Origin of the sequence: Vibrio sp. Hep-1b-8 (assembly GCF_006124995.1) — a bacterium.
Taxonomy (GTDB): domain Bacteria; phylum Pseudomonadota; class Gammaproteobacteria; order Enterobacterales; family Vibrionaceae; genus Vibrio.
In genome coordinates, this window is record NZ_QEWN01000006.1 from 24,456 (window position 1) to 47,475 (window position 23,020).

A 23,020-nucleotide genomic window follows, 5' to 3' on the forward strand; every position below is an offset into this window, starting at 1 on the left:
TTCAAAGATACAAAATTGTCAACAATATTTTAATGTTTTATGTCTCAATAATGAAATGTCACAGCTGTGATTGAATGTGATTTAGATCTCTTAATGATTATGATTTTTTCGGGATTTGTTGCTTAATGTGATGCTTATCTCAATTGGTGTCTGTGTAAAATTCAATCAAATGGTGATCTGTGTCTAATTTTGTTGTTTTTGTAGCAAAGTAACAATTAACAAAAGCCTGAGTGTCGATATGAACTGGACTTGGTCTGTTATGAAAAGAGGGGCAGAGTAAGTCTCTGCCCGCTAGGATTATTGAGTGCTATCTAGATAGGCTTTTGATGAGATATCTGTCCACGCACGCACTTTAGCTAAGTATTGCTTTTGAGATTCGATAATTTCTTTAGCTAACACATCTTTTTCGGCTTGCTCTGCGAGTAGTTCAGATGTAGCAGCTTGCATTGCATGAAGTACTTCAGGTGGGAAATCCCTCACTTTTATATCAGGATACTCTGCACTCATAGTTGCCCAGCTATTTGCGTTCGCATCTACCGCTTGGGTATACATATCAAACGCACTGACACGAAATGCCGTTTCGAGAATGGTTTGCAGATCTTTAGGAAGCTTGTCCCAAGTCTTCTTGTTGACTAGGAATTGTGTTTCGGATCCTGGTTCATGCCACGCGGTGTAATAGTAGGGAGCAATTTTTTGAAATCCCATACGTAGATCAAACGCGGGTCCTACCCATTCAAGTGCATCGATGGTTCCACGTTCAAGTGATGTATAAAGTTCCCCCGGAGCAATGTTTGTTGGCGCAGCGCCAACTTTTGCCATGACTTCGCCGGCAAAGCCCGGAATACGAATCTTAAGCCCTTGTAAATCTTCTACTGAATTAATCTCTTTTTTAAACCAACCGCCCATTTGAATGTCGGAGTTGCCACCTGGAAACGACAATAGGTTATGTGGTGCATAGACTTTTTCCATTAACTCCATACCGCCACCACGGTAAAACCAAGCATACTGCTCGGTTGAAATCATACCGAAAGGCATCGAAGAAAAGTAAAGTGTATTAGGCACTTTTCCTTTCCAGTAATAAGAGCTCGAGTGACCTAAGTCGTATTGGCCTGATTTTACTAAGTCAAAAATGCCAAGTGGTGCTTTATGTTTGTTTGCAGAGTCGATACGAATTTGTAGTCTGCCATTAGACATTTCATCTGCCAGCTTCGCCATGTTTTTTGTGGCATCACCTAATATAGGAGTATTTGGCCCCCATGTTTCGGCGAGCGTGAGTCGGTAGACTTTCTCTGCGGCGAGACTTGAAAATGACCCTAGAGCTAATGAACTCGTCAGCACTCCAGCGAGCACTGTACGAAGTGTTATTTTAATTGGCAGCATAACGATACGACTTCCTTGTTGTTTTGTGTGTCTAGAGCTAGCTTTTCTTCTGTTGATTTTTTCGTCAATCTAATTTTTGTTCGTCGGATTGCACTTGGATTGGAGTGTATGACTACATGAAAGATAATTATTAGAATGTAGTGGTGGAGTTAGGGGCTTATATGCACCTAAATGATAGGAAGCGAGGGGTTATTTAGAGAATAATTCCGCTGACAAAAGTGCTGCATGTGTCACGCAGCACTGAGTCGTTAGATAACTATTCTGAGGTTTGATGATAACTGAGATAGTGTTGAGCTTGTTCAAGCCCCATATATCGCGCCAATGTCTTACTATCAACTTGTCTGAGATCGACAACGATTAAGCCATCCAAGGCATTGTTGAAGTCAGGATCAACGTTGAAAGAGATAAGTTTGCCGTTTAAGGCGAGGTATTGGCGCAATAAAACGGGTATTCCCTTTCCTTGATCAATACGAGCAACGACTCGAGCCAAGAGTTGAAGATCCCCCAGCGCAGTTAGCATGCTGGTATTCCAACTGTTGTCTGATTTAGGGAGTGGGTTCGATGGAGAGACATGCTCTGCCTTTGCTGCATCACAATAGTGTAATGTCATACACTCGGCGAGCAACTGTCGGGTCTGTTCACTGTAATCGTTGCTGATACTGACTGGGCCGAACAGATGCGTGTATTCAGGATGGTGAGAGACGAACGTCGCGATACCTTTCCATAGTAGCAATAGAGCGGTCATACTTTTTTGATACGGTAGATCAATCACGGATCTTCCCATCTCAATGGATTTCCCCATACTGGCTATAAATGGCATGTCGTAATGAAATAATGTACGGGAATAAAGACCTTCAGTCCCTATGTCACTTAGAATTTCGTCGACCAAACCAAGTCGATAAGCACCGACCAAGCATTGGTTTTCTCTGTCCCAAACAAATAGATGACGGTAATAGTGATCAAACTGATCAAGATCCAACGCTAGTCCTGTACCTTCACCCGCTCTTCTAAAGTTAGTTTCTCTGAGTCTGCCTATTTCATGCAGTAGCGAAGGGATATTCTCTGAGAAGGTGCAGTACACATCGAGTTCACCACTTGAAAGTAGCCGATGATCACTGGGCAGATTATCGAGATCTTCAAGTAGATCTTTTAGCGGCAAAGGCTGAGCGACGGGAAACTCGTTTTGCGATGACGATGAATCGATAGACTTAGATTGGACTAAGTGTTGAAGCAGGTATGTATTGAGACGCAAATAGTTGGTCATTTGAACATCGGTTAATCCTTTTACTTCGCGGTATTGAATCGCAGAACCGATAGCGATCTTTATAGTCTGTGTTGACTTGTTAAGCAGTTCCCTGCCCAGCATTAAGGTGCGAAGTAGGGGATGTACCTTCCCCGCCAAATAGAAGCGTTTTGAATTCTGTCCATTGATAAAAACTGGCACTGTGGTAGCGCCTGATTTGCGGATTAAACTGCTGACAGAGCGGCTCCACTCTTTGTCTTCTAAGCGCTGCGCTTTACTATCGACGAGTTGAGAAACTTCACCGGCGGGAAACAGCAGGATTAGCCCATTGTTCGCAAGATGCTGATGGGCTTGACGAAGTGCTTTTAAGTTCGCTTTCTGAGCGCTATGACCCGCAAACACATCGACACCAATAAAGAGTTCATCGAGCTCAGGAACCGTTTTTAGATATTGATTGGCGAGAATTTTTACATCTTGACGAATGGTGAGCAGCAGCTCAGCAAGTATCACCCCTTCTACGCATCCAAGGGGGTGGTTTGCAACGATCACCGTCGCGCCAGAAGCTGGAATCCCTCCTTTAGTGCCATGGCTGATATCATAATCAATACCAAGCACTTCGAGAGTGAACCTGATAAATGCTTGGGTATCACAACCTGCGGGGCGTTGGGCATAAAACCGTTCGAGTTTACTTAGTCCTGTTGCCCATTCAGCGATGGACTCGGCGAAGCGAAATGGCGTTTTTTTTGGTAGACGAAATGGGCTAGAGGTTTGCATTTTATTCTCTCTACGGCTGTATTCGTTGTGAGAATAGATAAGCGAAGTTTCAATAAGGCTGCATTTCAATGAGGAATTGGTGACAAAGCGATGACGCTCTTGTTACGTGATTTTATGTCTAGAAAAGATGAAAAACCAACTTAACATTTCAGATTTAAAATGACTGGATCGCAAATCATTTGTTTTAGTTATGACTATATAAGGAATACTGCTAGCTTTATTAAGCGGGTAAGGTGTAGCTAAAAGCTTGGTCAAAACAAGTTATGTGCAGCACCAAGTCAAGTTTACCTTCGTTTATGCTGCTCTGGGATACACTCTTGTCACCAAGAGAAAACGGGAACCGTAAGGTTCCCGTTGTTGTGATTCAATCAATTGAGCGCTTAGCTAGTGCGGTGTACCGACATATGCGCGAGAGTAATTAGTGCCTGCTTGTAAACGGATTCTTCTAACACATCCAATTGCGCGATCGCTTTGTCTGCTTCTTGATAAGCTTTTTGGCGGGTGTATTCCAAAGAGCCAGTCTCTTCCATTGCTGCGAGAATGTCGTTAAGACGCTCCATACCATTGGCTTTTTCAATCGCTTCATGAATCATGGCGGTTTGCTGCGCCGTGCCATGCTGCATTGCGTATAAAAGAGGCAATGTTGGTTTACCTTCGGCTAAGTCGTCCCCGACATTTTTGCCCATCTCTTCACCGTCAGAGGTGTAATCCATAACATCATCGATAAGCTGGAATGCAGTACCTAGATATTTCCCGTAGTTTTGCAGTGCCAGTTCAACTTCGGCGGGCGCATCGCAGAGGATAGCACCAATTTGTGTCGCGGCTTCAAAAAGACGTGCTGTTTTCGAGTAGATAACTTGCATGTAGCTTTCTTCAGTCGTGTCGGGATCATTACAGTTCATTAGTTGTAGAACTTCACCCTCAGCAATCACGTTTACCGCATCACTCATCAGCTTGAGGATCTTCAAAGATCCCAGTTCTGTCATCATCTGGAATGAGCGAGTGTAAATAAAGTCTCCAACTAACACACTCGCCGCGTTACCAAATGCAGCGTTGGCCGTTGCTTTGCCGCGTCGCATATCAGACTCATCGACCACATCGTCATGAAGTAGAGTGGCGGTGTGAATGAACTCAATAAAGGCTGCGGAAGTGGTGTGAGCCTCTCCCTGATAACCGAGTGCTCGTGCTGATAAAACAGCAAGTAATGGACGGATACGCTTGCCGCCTCCACTAACGATGTAGAAACCAAGTTGATTGATTAAAGAGACATCAGAGTTGAGTTGAGCGTGAATTGTTTCGTTCACTTTTGCCATGTCATCGGCGGTGAGTGCTTGGATAGCTTTAAAATCCATTGTAAATCCGGCTGAGGTTAGAACTAGTAAGGTATTCTTATCTACTTTAATCGTTGAATAATACACTAAAAAACGTTGATTAATACATGGTTAACGGGCATCATTTGGGCACTTTTCATTGGCGATTAGCTTTTCGCCAATTTTTTCAAAATATGGCTTGTCATAGGTGCGACCTTTCTGTAGAATCTGCGCCCTATTGATGATTAGTTTAGCGCACACCCTTAATGCTCAAAAAATAGCATACGGCTGTGCGGAAAAAGCGGAGTAAGATATGTACGCTGTTTTCCAATCTGGTGGTAAACAACACCGTGTAAGCGAAGGTCAAACTCTTCGTTTAGAGAAATTAGACGTTGAAACTGGTGCAACAGTTGAATTTGATAAAGTTCTTCTTGTAGCTAACGGTGAAGACATTAAAGTTGGTGCTCCTCTAGTAGAGGGTGGTAAAATTGTTGCTGAAGTAGTACAACACGGTCGTGGCGATAAAGTTAAAATCGTTAAGTTCCGTCGTCGTAAGCACTCTCGTAAGCAACAGGGTCACCGTCAGTGGTTCACGGAAGTGAAAATCACTGGTATCAACGCTTAATCGATTAGGAGAGTTTAACAATGGCACACAAAAAAGCTGGTGGTTCTACTCGTAACGGCCGCGATTCAGAAAGCAAACGTCTAGGTGTTAAGCGTTTCGGTGGTGAGTCTGTTCTTGCAGGTAACATCATCGTTCGTCAACGTGGTACTAAGTTCCACGCTGGCACTAACGTTGGTATCGGTAAAGACCACACTCTTTTCGCTCTTACTGAAGGTAAAGTGAAATTTGAAGTGAAAGGTCCAAAAAACCGTAAATTCGTTAGCATCGAAGCTGAGTAATTAAACTCCTGTTTAATTATTAGCTTTAAAGCTGAATTCAAAAGCCCTGCCGATTCGGCGGGGTTTTTTATTTATGGTAGTAGGAATAGATACTAAGGCACTTTGAAAAAAGTCCCTCATTATATATTCCTAAGTGGCAGGACGATCGAAGATCAAGGTGATCGATCTGAAAATGGAATCTGCTAGAATTTATATCATTCACTTCGGTGTCCATGATTGAAGTTTGAGATGATATTTGCAACGCAGCTATGACACATAGCATAAGGGCGGAGTAAGAGATGAAATTCGTTGATGAAGCGGTAGTAAAAGTTCAAGCCGGTGATGGCGGTAACGGTGTAGTGAGTTTCTGGCGTGAGAAATTCGTTACGAAAGGTGGTCCTGATGGCGGTGACGGTGGCGATGGTGGCGATGTCTACATCCAAGCCGATGAAAACCTGAATACTCTGATTGATTATCGCTTCCAGCGCTTCTATGAAGCGGAACGTGGTGAGAATGGTCGCGGTGGTAACTGTACCGGTAAGCGTGGTAAAGACAAAGTTCTACGAGTACCAGTCGGCACACGTGCGGTTGATATCCACACAAATGAGATCGTTGCTGAAGTCGCTGAGCATGGCAAAAAAGTCATGGTTGCAAAAGGCGGCTGGCATGGTTTAGGTAACACGCGTTTTAAGTCTTCTGTGAACCGTGCGCCACGCCAAAAGACATTAGGTACTAAAGGTGAAATCCGTGAGATTCGTTTAGAGCTATTGTTGCTTGCTGATGTTGGTATGCTAGGTTTGCCTAATGCAGGTAAGTCTACCTTTATTCGTGCGGTCTCGGCTGCAAAACCGAAAGTGGCAGACTACCCATTTACGACACTAATTCCAAGTCTTGGTGTGGTTAGTGTGGTTGCAGAAAAGAGCTTTGTTGTTGCTGATATCCCTGGATTGATCGAAGGTGCAGCGGATGGAGCAGGCCTAGGTATTCGTTTCTTGAAGCACCTAGAACGCTGTCGTGTGTTACTACACATGATCGATATCATGCCAATTGATCAAAGTGATCCGGTTGAGAATGCATTAACGATCATTGATGAGCTAGAGCAATACAGTGAGAAGTTGGCTGCGAAGCCACGTTGGTTGATCTTCAACAAGGTTGATTTAATGCCTGAAGAAGAAGCCAACGAAGTGATCCAAAATATTCTGGATGCCCTAGGTTGGGAAGATGATTATTACAAGATCTCAGCAGTGAACAAACAAGGCACGAAAGAGTTGTGCTACAAGCTTGCTGACTTTATGGAAAATCTACCTCGTGAAGAACAAGAACTTTCTGAGGAAGAAAAAGTCGACTTTATGTGGGATGACTACCATAAGGATGCGATGGCTGGTAAAGATGTTATCACAGAAGATGAAGACGACTGGGATGACTGGGACGATGAAGAAGATGACGGTCACGTTGTCTACGTTCGCGATTAACCGTGCATAATATTCAAAGCCGCAATATCAATTGCGGCTTTTTTGTGTCTAAATCAAATCTTCGAAGCGTATTTCAACGCAAAATATACAAGTTCAAACTCTGCCATACGGCGAGCGGTTTGGATAACTGTGCAGGAAAAATCGCTCGGCTCAGGATAGAGAGTGTCGTTATTGATTTGGTGACAAACCTTATCATGGCTCTGAGTGGTTTTGATCAGCTTGAATGACTAGGTAATCATTCACGTTGGTATAAAGGAGTAGAAAAAAATCATGGCATCAAAACAGCGAGCGGTTTCTCGTTTAGTTGCCCAAGCAGGGCAAATGTTGTTAGCACACGGTGCAGAAAGTACTCTCGTTGGTGACCTAATGCGTCGCTTTGGTCTTGCCGCTGGAATGGATGAGGTGGAAGTCTCTCTTTCTGCCAGCTCTCTAGTGGTTACTACGGTTTATCAAGAACACTGTATAACAACGGCGCGACGATGTCCGGATCGTGGCATTAACATGTGGGCCATTACGCAGGTACAGCGTATTTGTATCATGCTGGAGCGGGGAATCATCGATTATCCTCTTGCCCAGCAGAAACTTGATAAGGTCAGCCCAGAGCGATACAACCGCTGGCTTGTGGTCTTTATGATTGGTTTATCTTGTGCGGCATTCAGCCGTTTAGCTGGAGGTGATTGGCTGGTTTTTACCATGACTTTTATCGCTTCCGCTGTTGGTATGGTCGTTCGCCAAGAGATCGGTCACCGCCATTTTAACCCTTTAATGAATTTTGCGGCGACGGCCTTTGTCACAACCGTTGTTTCAGCTCAAGCCGTGATTTACCAGTTAGGGAATTCACCGTCATTGGTGATGGCTTCGTCTGTCTTAATGCTTGTTCCAGGATTCCCTCTAATCAACTCGGTCGCTGACATGCTAAAGGGTTACGTTAACATGGGGATTGCTCGTTTTGTTATGGCAAGTTTACTCACTTTAGCGACCAGTTTAGGCATCGTAGCTGCAATGAGTTTAGTTGGGGTTTGGGGGTGGGTCGCATGATCTCTGTTGATCTTCTTGTTGGTCTCATCAATGATATGTTATTTGCTGCAATTCCGGCGGTGGGATTCGCGTTAGTATTCAATGTCCCACAGAAAGCACTGGTCTACTGCGCACTTGGTGGAGCTATCGGTCATGGCTCGCGTTATTTGATGATGCATTTTGGTATTCCGATCGAGTGGGCGACGTTCTTTGCTGCCATGCTGGTGAGTATGGTTGGTATCCATTGGTCTGCTCGATTTTTAGCTCATCCCAAAGTCTTCACTGTGGCAGCATTAATTCCTATGGTGCCTGGTGTTTTTGCTTTTAAAGCTATGATTGCATTAGTTGAGCTCAACCACCGTGGTTATTCTCCCGAATTAGTTGCCATGTTGATGGAAAACTTTCTCAAGGCAATGTTTATAATTGCAGGATTAGCGGTTGGCTTAGCTATGCCAGGGTTGTTATTCTACCGCCGCAAACCAATCGTTTAGGGATACAGGAGAGTAGTAGAATGATCATTAGCATGATTGCCGCGATGGCACATGATCGCATCATAGGTAAAGATAACCAGATGCCTTGGCACCTTCCGGCTGATTTTGCTTGGTTTAAGCGTTGTACTATGGGTAAACCAGTCATTATGGGACGGAAGACCTATGAGTCTATTGGACGCCCGCTTCCTGGAAGAGAGAATATCGTGATCAGTCGCGATGCCTCACTGGTTATCGAAGGTGTTACAACCGTGACCTCAATCGATGAGGCTCTGTCCGTTGCTGGTGATGTAGCAGAAGTGATGATCATTGGGGGAGGAACCATTTACCAAGCCTGCTTGCCAAAAGCGCAAAAGCTATATGTGACGCATATTGATGCGCAAGTTGATGGTGATACTCAATTCCCAGCTTGGAGTGATGATTTTCAAGAAGTCCATTCTGAAGCTTATCAGGCGGACGAGAACAACGCTTATGACATGCGTTTTGTGGTTTTAGAAAGATAGTGATGAGAGCGGGCGCGTCCAGCGAGAACGCTTCGCTCCGAGATCGGGCTTCGCCCTGCGAGAATTTAGAACGGACTTCGTCCTTCGAGAGGGGGGGGGATGAGTGAGTCTAAAGTTGCAGGCCGTGCTGGCTTCTATTTAATTGCCTGAGTTTAAAAGAACAGGTTTGACACATGGCGTCAAACCTTAAAAATTTACTCGCTACTCGCTACTCGCTACTCGCTACTCGCTACTCGCTACTCGCTACTCGCTACTCGCTACTCGCTACTCGCTAACGCTTCTTGCGTAAAGAAACGCTTATCTTCCCAACGTAACATGGTCAGTTTCCCACCCCAGACACAGCCAGTATCCAAGCCTATCACCTCTTTACCTTCGTAGCCTTCCAATGCTGCCCAGTGACCAAACAGTACGGTTTTATCTAACTTGATTCTTTGTTTCAGTTTAAACCAAGGCACCAGACTGTGAGTCTTGACGTCTTTGGGCGGGAGTTTGCACTCCATGTCTAATCTTCCTTGCGCATCGCAAAAGCGCATGCGGGTGAATGCGTTGATGATATAGCGGTAACGCTCAATGCCTTGTAGTGTATTGGACCAGAGATCAGGTTGGTTAGCGTACATATTCTCTATTAACCAAGGCCACTCGTCACTGTGTAGGATGGCTTCCACTTCTCTGGAAGCGACACGCGCTTGATCTAATGTCCACTGGGGAGATATTCCTGCGTGGCACATGACAAATTCATCATGTTCCGCAAAGAGAGGTTGATGGCGTAGCCAATTGAGCAACTCATGCTTATCTTCCGCGGCAAAGATCGCTGCGGTTTTGTCTTTCTTTTTGACTTTGAATAGCCCAAGTGAAACGGCAAGGAGATGGAGGTCGTGATTTCCTAGTACCACCTTAGCACAGGGGCCTAGCGAGCGAACAAAATGCAATACCTCAAGTGACTTTGGACCTCGGGCGACAAGATCGCCCGCAAGCCAGAGTGAGTCATGCTTGCGATCAAATTTGACTTTATCAAGTAACAGTAAGAGTTCGTCTAAGCAACCTTGAAGATCGCCGACAATGTATGTCGCCACAGTGATGTCCTAATTTAAAATATTTGGGATAGCGAGTCTGAAAGGTTCGATTTCGGTAACGAATTCTTGTCCAGTGGCATCGTGCATAATGTATTGGCCTTGCATTACACCAACAGGGGTCTCGATAACGGTGCCACTATTATAGGTGTATTCATCATTGGCCGCGATGACAGGTTGTTGACCTACAACACCTTCACCTTCTACGGTCATCTGTTTGCCATTAGCGTCGGTAATTAGCCAGCGTCTAGCGATGAGTTGTACTGATTGCTGACTGAGATTTTTGATGGTGATGATATAAGCAAAAACGTAACGTTTTGCATCCGGATGGGATTGGTCGGTAATGTATTTGGTATGAACTTGGACTTTTATACACGGGGTAGCTTCCATGTGAACTCCTATGTAAAGTCAAAAAGGTGATAAACCATGGGTCTACCACCTTTTTATATTAGCTGAAATTATTTGTGGTTAGCATCTAACCAGTTTGCCATTCCAACGAATTGTTCTAGCGTTAGGTTCTCGGGGCGCATTCCTGGGTTAATGCCTAGTTGCTCTAGTTCCTCAGCGCTTAATAAGCCTTTGTAGCAGTTACGCACGGTTTTACGGCGCTGATTGAAGCCTTCACGGCAAACGCGATCTAACCATTTTAGACTGCTTGCTGGGTGAGGAAGGTTTTCATAAGGCACCAAACGAACTACCGCTGAATCGACTTTAGGTGGTGGAACAAACGCCGTAGGGGGTACTTCGAGTACTGGTACGACTTTACAGAAGTACTGTGCCATGACGGTAAGACGACCGTAAGCTTTCGTGCCAGGGCCTGCGGCTAGGCGGTTTACCACCTCTTTTTGAAGCATAAAGTGCATGTCTTGGATGTCTTTATGGAATTCAAAAAGATGGAACATCAGCGGAGTTGAGATGTTGTATGGCAGGTTACCAAAAATACGTAACTTGTTGTTTGGCTTCACTAACTGCGCAAAATCAAAGCGCATCGCATCGCCTTCGTGAATCGTCAGTTTGTCGCCCAAGTCAGGGTGATTGCGCAGACGTTCAGCAAGATCGCGGTCAAGCTCGATAACCGTAAACTTGTCTACTTCTTTACCAACAGGTTCAGTGATAGCCCCAAGACCTGGGCCGATTTCTACTAGGTTCTGACCAGGTTTTGGGTTGATCGCAGAGACTATTCCATCAATGATGTATGGATCGTTAAGGAAGTTTTGACCAAAGCGTTTTCTTGCTTTGTGCCCTAAGTGGACATCGTTTCTCATAGTATTCTCAAGTTAATTCGATTTCTTATCGACTAGCTCTATTGCATGAGCTAAAGCCGTTCGGAAGCTTCCTGTATCCGCATTGCCTGTCCCTGCTAGGTCAAGAGCGGTGCCGTGATCAACGGAGGTCCTAATAAATGGCAGGCCTAAAGTGATATTCACTGAGCGGCCAAAGCCTTTGTATTTTAATACAGGAAGTACCTGATCATGGTACATCCCAAGCACGGCATCAGCATCTTCAAGATATTTCTCATTGAAGATAGTATCGGCAGGTAAAGGACCAATTAGGTTGATTCCTTTCGTCTGACGCAGTCTGTCTAACGTGGGAGTGATGGTTTCTATTTCCTCTCTTCCGAGGCAGCCATCTTCTCCTGCATGTGGATTAAGTCCACACACATAGATTTTAGGTGACGTTATTGCAAATTTCTCAACGAGATCCTTGTTCAGAATATCTATGATGAGTTCTAGCCTTTCCTCTGTCACCGCTTTAGATACATAAGCCAGTGGGATATGCGTTGTCACCAAAGCGACACGTAAACCTTCCGTTGCAAGCATCATTACGACTAGTGGTGTGTTTGACTTCTCAGCAAAGAATTCAGTATGACCACTAAAGGCGACGCCTGCGCGGTTAATGACCCCCTTATGCACAGGGCCGGTGACAATAGCATCAAATTCACCATTCATACAGCCTAAAGCGGCTCTTTCTAGTGTTTTTAACACGTAGTGGCCATTGGCTTCATCCAACTTCCCAGCAACGGCTGGGTTGGTTAAAGGTATGTGGTCAACCACCAATGAGCCTGCTTGCTGAGGGACAATCGGCGATTCAGACTGGTAGTCAATCAGCTCGACATCAATATTCAACTGCTTAGCTCGTTCTGCCAGCATAAATTTGTCTGCGCAAACCACGATTTGGTGAGCCCAACTCTCTTTCGACTGAGCCAATACCAAATCAGGGCCGATACCCGCAGGTTCACCAGCGGTAACTATGATGCGTTTAACGCTCATCTTGAGTCTCATCTTTAATGATTTCAACGTAGGCACTGGCGCGCATTTCCTGAAGCCAAGCGCTCGCTTCTTCGTTGAACTTACGGTTAAACAAGATGCGGTAAGCTTTGTTCTTTAATGCTGAATCCGTACGATCTACTTCGCGACGATCAAGGACTTCTACAATGTGCCACCCGTGAACCGTTTTAAAGGGTTGGCTGATTTGACCAACAGGCAGAGTATCAATCTGATGTTTGAACTCAGGTACATAGAGTTCTGAAGTTTGATAGCCTAGTTCACCATCTTGGGCGGCTGAACCTGGATCTTGGCTATATTGCTGTGCCATTTCACCAAATGTTGCCTTACCTGAAGTAATACGTTGAGTGATCTCTTTTAGCTCTTTCTGGACGCCTTCATCGCTTAAGATGACCGTTGGCTTAATCAGAATATGGCGAGCATTAACTTCAGTCACAGCGACCGTTTCTAAGCCTTTGATGTCTTCAATTTTGAGGATATGGAAGCCAACGCCGCTACGGAAGGGGCCGATAATACTGCCTTTATTCTGTAAATTGATTTGGTCAGCAAAAATAGTCGGCATCTCTTCTTTACGCATCCACCCCCAGTCACCACCCTGTAGTGCTTTAGGGCCTTTAGAGTAGGTGTAAGCCATGGTGCTAAAGTCGGCCCCGTTTTTCAGTTGCTCCGCTAACTGCTTGGCTTGCTTCTCGATGGCGGCTTTATCGTCACCATCATTAACGCGCAGTTGGATATGCCCAATTTTGTATTGAACCGTTGCATTCGTTTCTTTGGCCAAGATATTGGCTAGGTTATCCACTTCTGCGGGTAAAATGTTAATGCGGCGGCGGACAAGAGCATTACGCGCTTCACTTGCGGCGATTTCTTTGCGGATTTGTTCACGAAACTCAGCATAACTCAGACCTTCTTCTGCAATAGAGACACTAAGTTGTTCGATTGTTTGCTGATTATTTTTGGCAATTTCTGCGATTGCTTCATTCAAGCGGCTATCATCAATACGCACACCGATACGTTGCGCTTCTTGCTGCTGAATGGTGTCGACAATCAGTTTTTCAGTGACTTGCTTTCTTAGTATCTGCTCAGAGGGTAAAGCCTGACCGCTTTTTTTTGCATTTGCCTTTAGCGTTTTTAGTGATGTTTCAATGTCACTTTGTAGCACAACACCGCTATTCACAATGACAGCGATGTTATCTAGTGCAACGGGCTGTGCATAAACAGTATTTACTGTACTGCTTGCAAACATAGCCAATAACGCGTGTTTCCAAAATTTCATTCAAGAACCTATAAAATATATCGAGCCTGCGGGGTTAGACAGCAGGCTCTCGAATTAGTTGTTTAAGAAAAATGGGCGACCGTAACCTAGAGAGTTACCAGCACTGTCTAGATCCGCTAAACCAGAACCTGCCCCAATCTTAGTCCCAAAGCCTATGATGCCGAAGTTCAGACTAAAGTTGTTTTCGTAGGTTGGGTTAGCATTGGGGTAACTTGAGAAGCTAGGATCCCAACTTTGCAGCTGCTTGCTGTAGGTAAAGCCGATGTACCAACAATCTGATGTGTAGTTCAAGCGCGCTAGCCACTCTAACGCTTCTTCGGTCGTTAAGTCATAGAAGTATTGTGCACTGGTATTCCAGTTGCGATTAATCTGATATCCAGCGAGTAAGCCTACTTGAGATATGCCATCAACGGTTATATCTTTTACATTGATATTTCCTTTACCTTCATCAGCACATTCACCCACTGTACAATCTAGATACTTTTTGGATACATAACGATAGTTGCTTTGGAGGTAACCGCCATTGAAACGGTATTCTAGTGTACTGTTACCTAACTGAACTTCGCTTGTGTCAATATCGTATTGAACCCCACCGTGATAGAACAAATAGTCATCATAGTTGAAGTCGACTTCAACCGCCCAAGCAGAATAATTGGATTTAGATGTAGTATCTGGTTTGTCTGTTTCACCAGTGCTTTTTCTGACGTTTTTGTCGATGTAGAAAATTTGACCAAATGAGATATTGAGTCTTTCTTTATATCCGTCATCAAAGAAGCGAGTCGAAGCACCATAACTAAATTGGTTTGCTTCCGCAATTTTGTCTACGCCGCTATATTTGCGGCTGCGGAATAGCCCATAGTAGTCGGTTTGCAATAGAGTTGTGTCGTAGTCACCAATATTGTTTTGATCTTTTTCAGGCACGTACACATATTGAATTTGCGGTTCAAGTGTTTGGGTGTAATTGTCAAACACTGCCGTATCACGCTCCAATACAACGGCTGCGTGAGAGCGAAACTCAGGAATCACACGTGATACATTCTCTTCAAGGCCGTAATAAGGGTTATCAATCGAATTCCCTGAAGTGTCAGTTGTTTTTTGCGAAGCCGTGTCAACGCCATCCAAGTCCTGTTGATAGTAGGTACCAAGAAGTCTCGCTTCTGTTGTCCAAGTTCCCCAAGTCGTACCAATTGGCACCGTCAACCCAGGTTCTACGTGAACGCGAGTCGCCGATGGTTTACCTTGTGCATCGGTATCAAAACGAGAGATATGGCTGGTCATATCAAAGTCTAAATAGCGCATCAATTCTGGTGCGTAATAGTTAAACTGTAATTGAGGTAATAAGCGATAAGGCAAGTTATTGCCAGTTGTTAGCACTTGGAAGTCTCGAGCTAACAATGACGCATCCCAGCTATCAGAGCGGTAAGTGGCCTCCATTTCTTGGATAAGCTGACCATCTTCTTTATTACCTATGCTTGAATCGATATCGGTGAAATAACGGATATCACTCACTTTGGAGTAGTCAGCAGTAAACTTCCAGTTCTCTTGGTAAATACCACTGTGTTCTAACTGGAAGCCCCAGCGATCGCCGTACTCAGGATACTTTTTATCATCTGGGAGGTATTCAGATTTCAGCGTGCTGTAGCCAAAATCAGACAAGAAACGAAATTCACTGTTTAACTGAGTGCCACGTTCCTGCATATACTTGAGCGTGGTTTCCAAATCGTAGTTTGGCGCTAAGTTCCAATAGATTGGAACTTCCATTTCAAAGCCATCACTCGAACCATACGAAACGGTTGGATAGAGGAAACCCGTTTTACGCGTATCACCAATAGGTACAGTGAGAAATGGCAGATAAAATACAGGTACGTTGACAATCTCGAAGCGTGGATTGTAGAAAGTGGCTTCTTCTTCATCTTGGTCAATATCAATGCTTGAAGCACGCATGCGCCACGAACTATCACCTTCTGGACATGAAGTGATGGTGCCGTCTTCAATTTCATAGACAGCTTTACCAGTCTTAGCTACATAGACGGCTTCACCTCGGCCAGGCTCACATAAGAACTGATAGTTGGTATTTTCTAAAGTGACATAATCAGTGTTGAGGTTGTTGGTCGCTTTATCAGAAATAGTTTTGACTTCACCATCGCTGAAAGTCACATTACCTTCAGCGACGACGATGTTTTCTTTCTGGTGCAAAGTCACGTTGTCAGCCTGCATGCGCTTTTTGCCTTGAACAACGACCACATTACCCCGATAGGTTGCTTTATCACCATTTATGGCTTCTAAACTATCGGCTTCAACATTGACCGGCTGTTGATTTGGGTTATCTGGCTCAGGTTCGTGGATCAAACATTGATCTATAGCGGGCAGTTCCTGCACACTATCGTCTAACATAGTTTCTGCTTGAGTCTGAGGCACTACAAAAGCAGCACTGATTGAAGCGGCTAACAAGGTGCGTGGAAAACGTAACATCGAGTTTTACTATCCTGTTGAACTTGATATATCCGGTGAATAGGTGACCGAATGTAGAATAAAACGGTCCTTATAATAAAGTAATTTACAGCTTACGGCACTATCAGACCGCTTCGTGAAGAAAAAATTCAGAGATTGAGAGCACATAATGCATATTTTCGGCAAAATTCTCGGCACATTTTTCGGTTTCCTATTTGGGGGAGCCTTTGGTGCTGTATTTGGTTTATTTTTAGGGCACCAATTCGATAAAGCACGACGTTTACGTATGGCGGGCTTTAATAGCGGCTTTGGCAGTGGTCCGAGTCAAGCCGAACGGCAAGAAGAGTTTTTTAAAGCGGCATTTGCGGTGATGGGGCATGTTGCCAAAGCAAAAGGGCAAGTTACGCGCGAAGAGATTCAACTTGCTACAACCATGATGGATCGCATGAATCTGCATGGTTCACAGCGCAAAGCTGCCCAAGATGCATTTCGAGAAGGCAAAGAGAGTGACTTCCCACTGGAGACCGTTTTAGAACGCGTGCGGATCTCTGCTGGTGGTCGTTTCGATCTAATGCAGTTCTTTCTCGAACTGCAGATCTCAGCTGCATTTGCCGATGGAGATGTTCACCCTAGTGAGCGTAACGTCTTACATAAGATAGCCCGTGGCCTTGGCTTTTCATCTGATCAGCTAGAACAGCGATTACGTATGCAAGAGGCGGCATTCCGTTTTCAGCAAGGCGGTTTTGGTGGCCAATCCGGTGGCAGCTATTCTAATCAGTCAGGCGGTAGTTGGCAGCAGGCTTCAACAGCAGACCAGTTGAGTGACGCGTATAAACTTTTGGGCGTTGATAGTAGCGCAGATGCTAAGAGTGTCAAACGTGCTTATCGTAAACTGATGAACGAACACCATCCTGATAAGTTGATGGCAAAAGGCCTACCACCTGAGATGATGAATGTTGCTAAAGAGAAGGCACAAGAGATCCAGAATGCTTATGATGTCATTAAGAAAGCCAAAGGTTTCTGAATTCGTTGAGTTTTGATTAATCACAAAAGCAAAAGGCCTGAGAAGCGACGTCCAATGATGCCCTCAACGATCTGACGCCATGGGAATATTTAATAAAGAATGAACAAGCCGACACCTCGAATTATGGGCGCAACTAATTAGAGGAGGTTTACACTCTATTGGCGTTCGGCCGCAGCACATTTTTCCTTGATGAGTACGATGGTTGTTGTAGTAGTCCATCCATTCGTCCAGATCTTTCTGTAACTCTTCCATTGAACCATACAGTTTCTTTCTGAATGTTACTTGGTTGAACTCATTCAATATGGTCTTGTGGAAGCGTTCGCAGATACCATTTGTCTGTGGCGACATCGCTTTAGTTTTCGTGTGGTCGATATCATTGATGGCAAGGTAGAGTTGGTAATCGTGCTGTTCAACACGGCCACAGTATTCAGTACCACGGTCAGTCAGGATTCGCAGCATTGGCAGCTCATGAGCCTCGAAGAACGGTAGAACCTTGTCATTCAACATGTCCGCTGCAGTGATTGGTGTTTTTGTCGTGTAGAGCTTAGCGAAGGCGACTTTGCTGTAGGTATCAACGAACGTCTGCTGATAGATGCGTCCAACACCTTTAAGGTTACCAACATAAAACGTGTCTTGAGAGCCGAGATAGCCTGGGTGCGCGGTTTCTATCTCACCACAAGCCTCGTCATCATGTTTCTTGCGCTCAAGGGCTGCAACTTGCTCGTCCGTTAGAATGATACCGTTTTCAGCGACCTGTCTTTCTAAGGCAATAAGGCGTTTTTTTGAAGTTTTCTAAGTCATTACGAAGCCAGATTGAACGAACGCCACTAGGAGAGATAAACACACCAAGTTTACGCAGTTCATTGCTTGTTCTGACTTGACCATGTGCAGGGAAGTCGATGGCATACTTGAGAACTGCTTGTTCAGTTTCGCCATCAACTCGGTTCTTCAAGTTTGGTGTTCTTCTGCTTTGATTAATCAGAGCATCAATGCCACCAGTTTCAACTAACTCTTGATAACGATAGAAAGTGTCTCTTGATACACCCATGACCTTGCAGGCTTTTGATACATTGCCGAGTTCTTCTGCAAGATTGAGTAGACCAGCTTTGTGTTTGATGATTGGGTTGCTAGTATGAAGCATGAGAGTTACCTCTTATTGTCTTTGATTACGGATTCAGCACCTTTAATCAAAGTGGGTAACTCTCTTCTTTTCAAATTGAAGTGTCAGATCTAGTCGGAACTAATACAGCTAAACCTCTTAAAAAATACGTCCACTTTCGATCAAAGCGCAAACTTACAAAGCAAACAATAAAAATCACTACCATAATCCCCTGTATGACGTATTCGATCACATTGTCTTATAGTAGTTGAACGAGGACGGCGAGGAGTCATGACCCTTTATTCGCTGTTAATGAACCAACTTTAGTATTAACTGAATACTTATCACTACATATAAACCATTAAAGATTAATGTTTATTACGCCACGTTAGATGATGTAGTGACTTGTGGCGTTTTCTCAAAAAACTCGTCATGTAGGGCAACAATCGCTTGTTGGTATTCGCTATCACTCACCACAAACTGCACGTTTACGTTTCTCATGGATGAGTGAAGCGCAATGGGGGTAACATCACTGTTCATTAGTGACAATACACCTTTGGCTAAGGTTTTATTCGTATCAATTTGCGAGCCGATTACAGAAATCAATGCCACCATTCGCCCTGTAATCGATGCCTTTGGATAACGCTTTTCAGCTTTATACAACACTTTATTCAGGCTTTCTGTGCTACCGCCAAGATAGTAAGTTATGGAGTTAGCGTTCATCTCTTTACCGATCAAACTTACACGAGCATCAGAAATAATCTCCATTAGCTCATAACTTACATTATCCACTTTACCAACGATCGCTTGATCAAACAGGTGCAACGCAAAAACTTTCTGTTTACCTGCAATGATTTCAATCCGATCAGTGTCAGGACGGTAATCAGAAGAAATGAGTGTCCCTTTATGCTCTGGCTCAAAAGTGTTCTTGATTTGGAGTTCAATACCACTTTCGCGTAAACCCGCTGCCGCATTGGGATGAATCGCTTCCATGCCCAAGTTAGCCAATTGGTCTGCGACATCGTAATTTGTCGAACCTATAGGGTGAACGTTTTCAGGGCCTACCACCCTCGGATCAGCAGAACTTAAGTGGTACTCTTTGTGAATAATCGCCAAATCCGCTTTGGTTTTCGCCGCAATACGACTAAAAGTCATTTCACTATAGCCACGATCGTAAGTGTGCATTAAACCCTCTTTGCAGTACGCGTAGCCAGTAACGATGGGCAGCTCTCTACTAACATCAATATCGGTTAAAGCATCACTGATCGATTGATCGAGGCTTCTTGGTTCTTGATTATCCCACCCTGATAAATCGACAAACTTAGCATTAATATCCATATTTTTAAGTTTCAGTGCCGTATTGTAGGCGCTATGAGCTTCTCCAATTGAAGAGAGAAATTCTCGAATTTGAGGGAGATAATGACGCAATGAGAATTGTCCATACTGGCACGTCTCAAGAATATTGGAAATGCAGTTTTTCGCTTCCGCAATGCGAGAGCGAATGAACTTGTCCGCACGCATTCGATTCATTGGGTCGGCAAAGATATGCTCGTTGGTCAGCAACATTCGGCTTTCAACACAGGCTAACGCGTCTTGCCACGAATCATCACGCTTAGCGATAAGCTGATACACCCCCGGTTTGCTGGTTTTCTTACATTCAAGCAGCGCGTCCGTCATACCACTGTAGGCGGACACGACAAAGATGCGGTTATATGGATTTTGAGGACGTAAAAGAATGTTATCAAGCACAGCATCAAACGCTGTCATTGATGTTCCGCCGATTTTTTCTACGGTAAAAGTCATGAGAGGGCCTTAATGATTGATCATTTTAAAGAGGGGAAATGGGGTGAAGACTCACCCCAATTGAGGAAAATTAATCGACCAATGGGTAAACCCCATTTTCGTCGTGAACTTCAGCGCCGGTGATCGGCGGATTGAATACACAAGCCATCACCATTTCTTTGTTTTTGTACGCGCGAAGATAATGTTCGTCGTGCTTATCAAGAATGTAAAGCGTGCCTGGTTTGATCGGGTAAGTCTTCCCACCGAGCACTTCAATCTCTCCTTCCCCACTCATGCAAAATACCGACTCTAAATGGTTTTGATAATGAATGTGGGTCTCTGTATCTTGATAAATTGTGGTGATATGGAACGAAAAGCCCATATCGTCATCTTTTAATAACATGCGAACACTTTCCCAGTTGTCCGATACCACGCGTCTTTCACTATTGCGACACTCGTCGAGTGTTCTAACGATCATTGTTCTTTCCTTGTTACGATGCTTGTTTGAAGTGTTTCGCTGCAATGGTTTCTACCGCACCTGCAAAAATATCTAAACCTTGAGTTAACTCTGACTCGCTAATCGTCAATGGGCAGAAGAATTTGACCACTTCGTCATTAGGACCGGCTGTCTCGATGACCATACCGTTGTCAAAACAGGCTTTTGCAATGTCTCCAGAAAGTTGACCATTTTGACATTCAACACCGATCATCATGCCGCGTCCTTTACGTTGAACAAACATTTCCGGGAAACGTTTTATGCTGCGTTGAATGACTTTATCGATCTGTTCTGAGCATCGTTTAATATGAATTTCAAAATCACGATTTGACCAATACGTCTCAAGTGCTTTCGTCGCCGTTACAAATGCGTGGTTATTGCCACGGAATGTGCCGTTATGTTCGCCTGGCTTCCATTGGTCGAGTTCTGGCTTTAATAAAACAATGGCCATTGGCAGACCATAACCACTAATCGATTTTGACAAGGTAACGATGTCTGGTTTAATGCCAGATGGCTCGAAGCTGAAGAAAGTTCCAGTTCGACCACAACCTGCTTGGATGTCATCGACAATGAGCAGAATATCATTTTCCTTACAAATTTTAGCCAATCGCTGCAGCCATTCGTTGGACGCAACGTTTAAGCCCCCTTCCCCCTGCACGGTTTCAATTAACACCGCCGCAGGTTTGTCCATACCAGCAGAATTATCATTGAGCATGGTTTCAAACAATGCGAGGCCATCGACTCCTGCATAACCTTCAAAAGGAATACGCGTCACATTATTCAACGTTGACCCAGCCCCCTGACGGTGGTGCTGGTTACCTGTTGCGGCCAATGCCCCGGCAGTACAACCGTGAAAACCGTTGGTAAATGCAACGATTGTCCTTCTACCTTTTACTTTCTTTGCCAGTTTTAGTGCCGCTTCAACCGCGTTTGTTCCGGTTGGGCCTGTAAATTGAACCTTATAATCGAATGATCGTGGTTTCAGAATAAAGCGATCCAACGCTTCTAAAAATGACGCCTTAGCCTCTGAATGCATATCCAAGCCATGAGTTATGCCATCCATTTCGATGTACTCAAGCAGAGACTGTTTAAGGACTGGGTTATTGTGACCGTAATTTAGAGATCCCGCTCCAGCAAGGAAATCTAGGTATCGCTCGCCTTGTTCTGTTTCCAGCCAACTCCCTTTTGCTTTACGAAATACGACTGGAAAACTATTCGAGTATGAACGTACGTTGGATTCCTGTTTTTTGAAAATATCCATGATGAGACCGTTTATTTGATTCCTAATGAGTGAAGATTATTTGAGGGGTATGCGATACAGGTACTCTGTATCATGCTTGCCTTTGAAGTGCTCTTTTTCATCCAGAAAAGTGGTCACTTCACCAAAATTACCATTTTGCGCATCAAGCTTTTTGAACAATGCCCATGACGCGTCATTTTCTTCTGTGATCGTCGTTTCGATGGCGTTAATCTTCGCCAATTCATCTCGCTTTAGAAGGCTTTCAAGCATAGTAAATGCTAAACCTTTTCCACGTGCCCAAGGCGAGACGGCAACCTGCCAGACAAAGAGAACATCAGGCTCGTTTGGTTTTTGATAACCAGAAATAAAGCCTGCTACGTTGCCTTTGTGTTCCACCAAAATACAGGTTTTGCTGAAATGCGTAGTCTGGAGAAAGTTGCAGTAAGAAGAGTTCATGTCTAGTGGTGGACAGTCTGCGATCAAACTGTAAATGTCATCACCATCCGTTGCTTGTGGTTCACGAAAAATCCATTTTTGACTTGGGTCTTCTCCAATTTCTGGATACATCACCCAAGGTGCTGACGTGATCATGTGTAGATACATATCCTTCGTGCTCTAATTAATTCCTTTATATTATGAGCATTATTTTGGGGGTAAAATCAAATAAGCCACCAATTAATCCTGATTGATGTGATATTGATCGCGGTATAAGATGTATGTGGTGAAAGAAAATAGTTTGAGGTCTAATGTATTTATAGCGCAGTGCAAAACATTTCGTAAATGAGTACAGAGATGACACAACTAAAGTGGGACTGACGGAACAAACAATCAAAAAAAACGGCATGCCTAAGCATGCCGTTTTTCATATCAATATAGCGTGTTTAAGCTTTCGCTTTCTTCATTGATTTCGATGATGGACGAGGCTCATCCATCAAGCCTTTTATCAATGATACCGTTGCTACAAGCAATACAATCGTAAATGGTAGACCGGTTGTCACCGCCATTGCCTGAGCAGCCGCTAACCCACCACCTAGCATCAGAGCGATAGCAACCAAATCTTCAAACGTACACCAGAATACACGTTGCGGTGTTGGTGCATCCACTTTACCACCAGCAGCGATGGTATCGATAACCAACGAACCAGAGTCAAAGCAAAAAAGCAAAAAAGGACATATATGGTCACCTCGCTGTTCGCAAGGCCTGATTGAAATTAATGTCGGTCTTTTCTTTA

General features: G+C 44.3%; 21 protein-coding genes and 2 pseudogenes. 7 read left to right on the top strand and 16 right to left on the bottom strand.

Going from position 1 to position 23,020, the window contains the following annotated elements; all coding sequences use genetic code 11:
- Window positions 1–297: 297 nt before the first annotated feature.
- The 3 genes from DA100_RS02455 to ispB all read right to left on the bottom strand — a co-directional run bounded on the left by DA100_RS02455 (window position 298) and on the right by ispB (window position 4,749).
- Window positions 298–1,380, bottom strand: coding sequence for a TRAP transporter substrate-binding protein (locus tag DA100_RS02455; RefSeq protein ID WP_138970716.1), 1,083 nt, complete (start codon window positions 1,378–1,380; stop codon window positions 298–300).
- Between the two features lie 256 nt (window positions 1,381–1,636).
- Window positions 1,637–3,397: a lysophospholipid acyltransferase family protein gene (locus DA100_RS02460; protein ID WP_138970717.1), complete on the bottom strand. Its 1,761-nt coding sequence runs from the start codon at window positions 3,395–3,397 to the stop codon at window positions 1,637–1,639.
- A gap of 380 nt (window positions 3,398–3,777) precedes the next feature.
- A complete protein-coding gene (gene ispB, locus DA100_RS02465; RefSeq protein ID WP_138970718.1) occupies window positions 3,778–4,749 on the bottom strand; it encodes an octaprenyl diphosphate synthase in 972 nt (323 codons plus the stop codon).
- Window positions 4,750–5,020: 271 nt separating this feature from the next.
- On the opposite strand from ispB, the gene rplU reads away from it, so the two are divergent.
- The 6 genes from rplU to folA all read left to right on the top strand — a co-directional run bounded on the left by rplU (window position 5,021) and on the right by folA (window position 9,069).
- Window positions 5,021–5,332, top strand: coding sequence for a 50S ribosomal protein L21 (gene rplU, locus DA100_RS02470; RefSeq protein WP_005383096.1), 312 nt, complete (start codon window positions 5,021–5,023; stop codon window positions 5,330–5,332).
- A gap of 20 nt (window positions 5,333–5,352) precedes the next feature.
- On the top strand, window positions 5,353–5,610 hold the full coding sequence (rpmA, locus tag DA100_RS02475; protein WP_004409945.1) for a 50S ribosomal protein L27: 258 nt from the start codon (window positions 5,353–5,355) through the stop codon (window positions 5,608–5,610).
- Window positions 5,611–5,888: 278 nt separating this feature from the next.
- Window positions 5,889–7,061 (top strand): Obg family GTPase CgtA, encoded by a 1,173-nt coding sequence (cgtA, locus tag DA100_RS02480; protein ID WP_138970719.1) that lies wholly within the window; start codon window positions 5,889–5,891, stop codon window positions 7,059–7,061.
- A 270-nt stretch (window positions 7,062–7,331) separates the two neighbouring features.
- A complete protein-coding gene (locus DA100_RS02485; protein WP_138970720.1) occupies window positions 7,332–8,099 on the top strand; it encodes a threonine/serine exporter ThrE family protein in 768 nt (255 codons plus the stop codon).
- The gene (locus DA100_RS02490) at window positions 8,096–8,569 is read left to right on the top strand and encodes a threonine/serine exporter family protein (RefSeq protein WP_138970721.1); all 474 of its coding nucleotides are present in this window, start codon (window positions 8,096–8,098) and stop codon (window positions 8,567–8,569) included. The genes DA100_RS02485 and DA100_RS02490 overlap by 4 nt, the downstream gene beginning before the upstream one ends.
- 20 nt (window positions 8,570–8,589) lie before the next feature.
- Window positions 8,590–9,069 carry a type 3 dihydrofolate reductase gene (gene folA, locus DA100_RS02495; protein WP_138970722.1) on the top strand — a complete coding sequence of 160 codons (480 nt, stop codon included), beginning with the start codon at window positions 8,590–8,592 and terminating at the stop codon, window positions 9,067–9,069.
- 257 nt (window positions 9,070–9,326) lie between these two features.
- Here folA and apaH read toward each other — a convergent pair whose 3' ends face one another.
- The 6 genes from apaH to lptD form a co-directional block, all read right to left on the bottom strand.
- Window positions 9,327–10,142 carry a bis(5'-nucleosyl)-tetraphosphatase (symmetrical) ApaH gene (apaH, locus tag DA100_RS02500; RefSeq protein ID WP_138970723.1) on the bottom strand — a complete coding sequence of 272 codons (816 nt, stop codon included), beginning with the start codon at window positions 10,140–10,142 and terminating at the stop codon, window positions 9,327–9,329.
- 9 nt (window positions 10,143–10,151) lie between these two features.
- The gene (gene apaG / locus DA100_RS02505; protein WP_138970724.1) at window positions 10,152–10,529 is read right to left on the bottom strand and encodes a Co2+/Mg2+ efflux protein ApaG; all 378 of its coding nucleotides are present in this window, start codon (window positions 10,527–10,529) and stop codon (window positions 10,152–10,154) included.
- Between the two features lie 68 nt (window positions 10,530–10,597).
- Window positions 10,598–11,404, bottom strand: a complete 807-nt coding sequence (gene rsmA / locus DA100_RS02510) for a 16S rRNA (adenine(1518)-N(6)/adenine(1519)-N(6))-dimethyltransferase RsmA (protein WP_138970725.1) — start codon at window positions 11,402–11,404, stop codon at window positions 10,598–10,600.
- 12 nt (window positions 11,405–11,416) lie between these two features.
- Window positions 11,417–12,409, bottom strand: a complete 993-nt coding sequence (gene pdxA / locus DA100_RS02515; RefSeq protein ID WP_138970726.1) for a 4-hydroxythreonine-4-phosphate dehydrogenase PdxA — start codon at window positions 12,407–12,409, stop codon at window positions 11,417–11,419.
- Complete coding sequence (gene surA, locus DA100_RS02520) at window positions 12,399–13,697, bottom strand: peptidylprolyl isomerase SurA (protein ID WP_138970727.1); 1,299 nt, start codon at window positions 13,695–13,697, stop codon at window positions 12,399–12,401. Before surA ends, pdxA begins: the two co-directional genes overlap by 11 nt.
- 54 nt (window positions 13,698–13,751) lie before the next feature.
- On the bottom strand, window positions 13,752–16,169 hold the full coding sequence (gene lptD, locus DA100_RS02525) for an LPS assembly protein LptD (protein WP_138970728.1): 2,418 nt from the start codon (window positions 16,167–16,169) through the stop codon (window positions 13,752–13,754).
- 148 nt (window positions 16,170–16,317) lie between these two features.
- Between lptD and djlA the strand changes: the two genes are divergently transcribed.
- Window positions 16,318–17,172: a co-chaperone DjlA gene (djlA, locus tag DA100_RS02530; protein WP_138970729.1), complete on the top strand. Its 855-nt coding sequence runs from the start codon at window positions 16,318–16,320 to the stop codon at window positions 17,170–17,172.
- Between the two features lie 63 nt (window positions 17,173–17,235).
- On the opposite strand, the pseudogene DA100_RS02535 reads toward djlA, so the two are convergent.
- The 7 genes and pseudogenes from DA100_RS02535 to DA100_RS02565 form a co-directional block, all read right to left on the bottom strand.
- Window positions 17,236–18,313 (bottom strand): annotated as a pseudogene (locus DA100_RS02535) (IS481 family transposase).
- Window positions 18,314–18,413: 100 nt separating this feature from the next.
- Window positions 18,414–18,560 (bottom strand): annotated as a pseudogene (locus tag DA100_RS21220) (two pore domain potassium channel family protein); the annotation flags it as partial.
- An 89-nt stretch (window positions 18,561–18,649) separates the two neighbouring features.
- Window positions 18,650–20,074 carry an aspartate kinase gene (locus DA100_RS02545; protein ID WP_138970730.1) on the bottom strand — a complete coding sequence of 475 codons (1,425 nt, stop codon included), beginning with the start codon at window positions 20,072–20,074 and terminating at the stop codon, window positions 18,650–18,652.
- A gap of 70 nt (window positions 20,075–20,144) precedes the next feature.
- The gene (locus tag DA100_RS02550) at window positions 20,145–20,531 is read right to left on the bottom strand and encodes an ectoine synthase (protein ID WP_138970731.1); all 387 of its coding nucleotides are present in this window, start codon (window positions 20,529–20,531) and stop codon (window positions 20,145–20,147) included.
- Between the two features lie 13 nt (window positions 20,532–20,544).
- Window positions 20,545–21,810: a diaminobutyrate--2-oxoglutarate transaminase gene (gene ectB / locus DA100_RS02555; protein WP_138970732.1), complete on the bottom strand. Its 1,266-nt coding sequence runs from the start codon at window positions 21,808–21,810 to the stop codon at window positions 20,545–20,547.
- 36 nt (window positions 21,811–21,846) lie between these two features.
- A complete protein-coding gene (ectA, locus tag DA100_RS02560; RefSeq protein ID WP_171052118.1) occupies window positions 21,847–22,380 on the bottom strand; it encodes a diaminobutyrate acetyltransferase in 534 nt (177 codons plus the stop codon).
- A gap of 290 nt (window positions 22,381–22,670) precedes the next feature.
- On the bottom strand, window positions 22,671–23,020 hold a 350-nt coding region (locus tag DA100_RS02565; protein WP_240800867.1), incomplete at its 5' end, for a BCCT family transporter.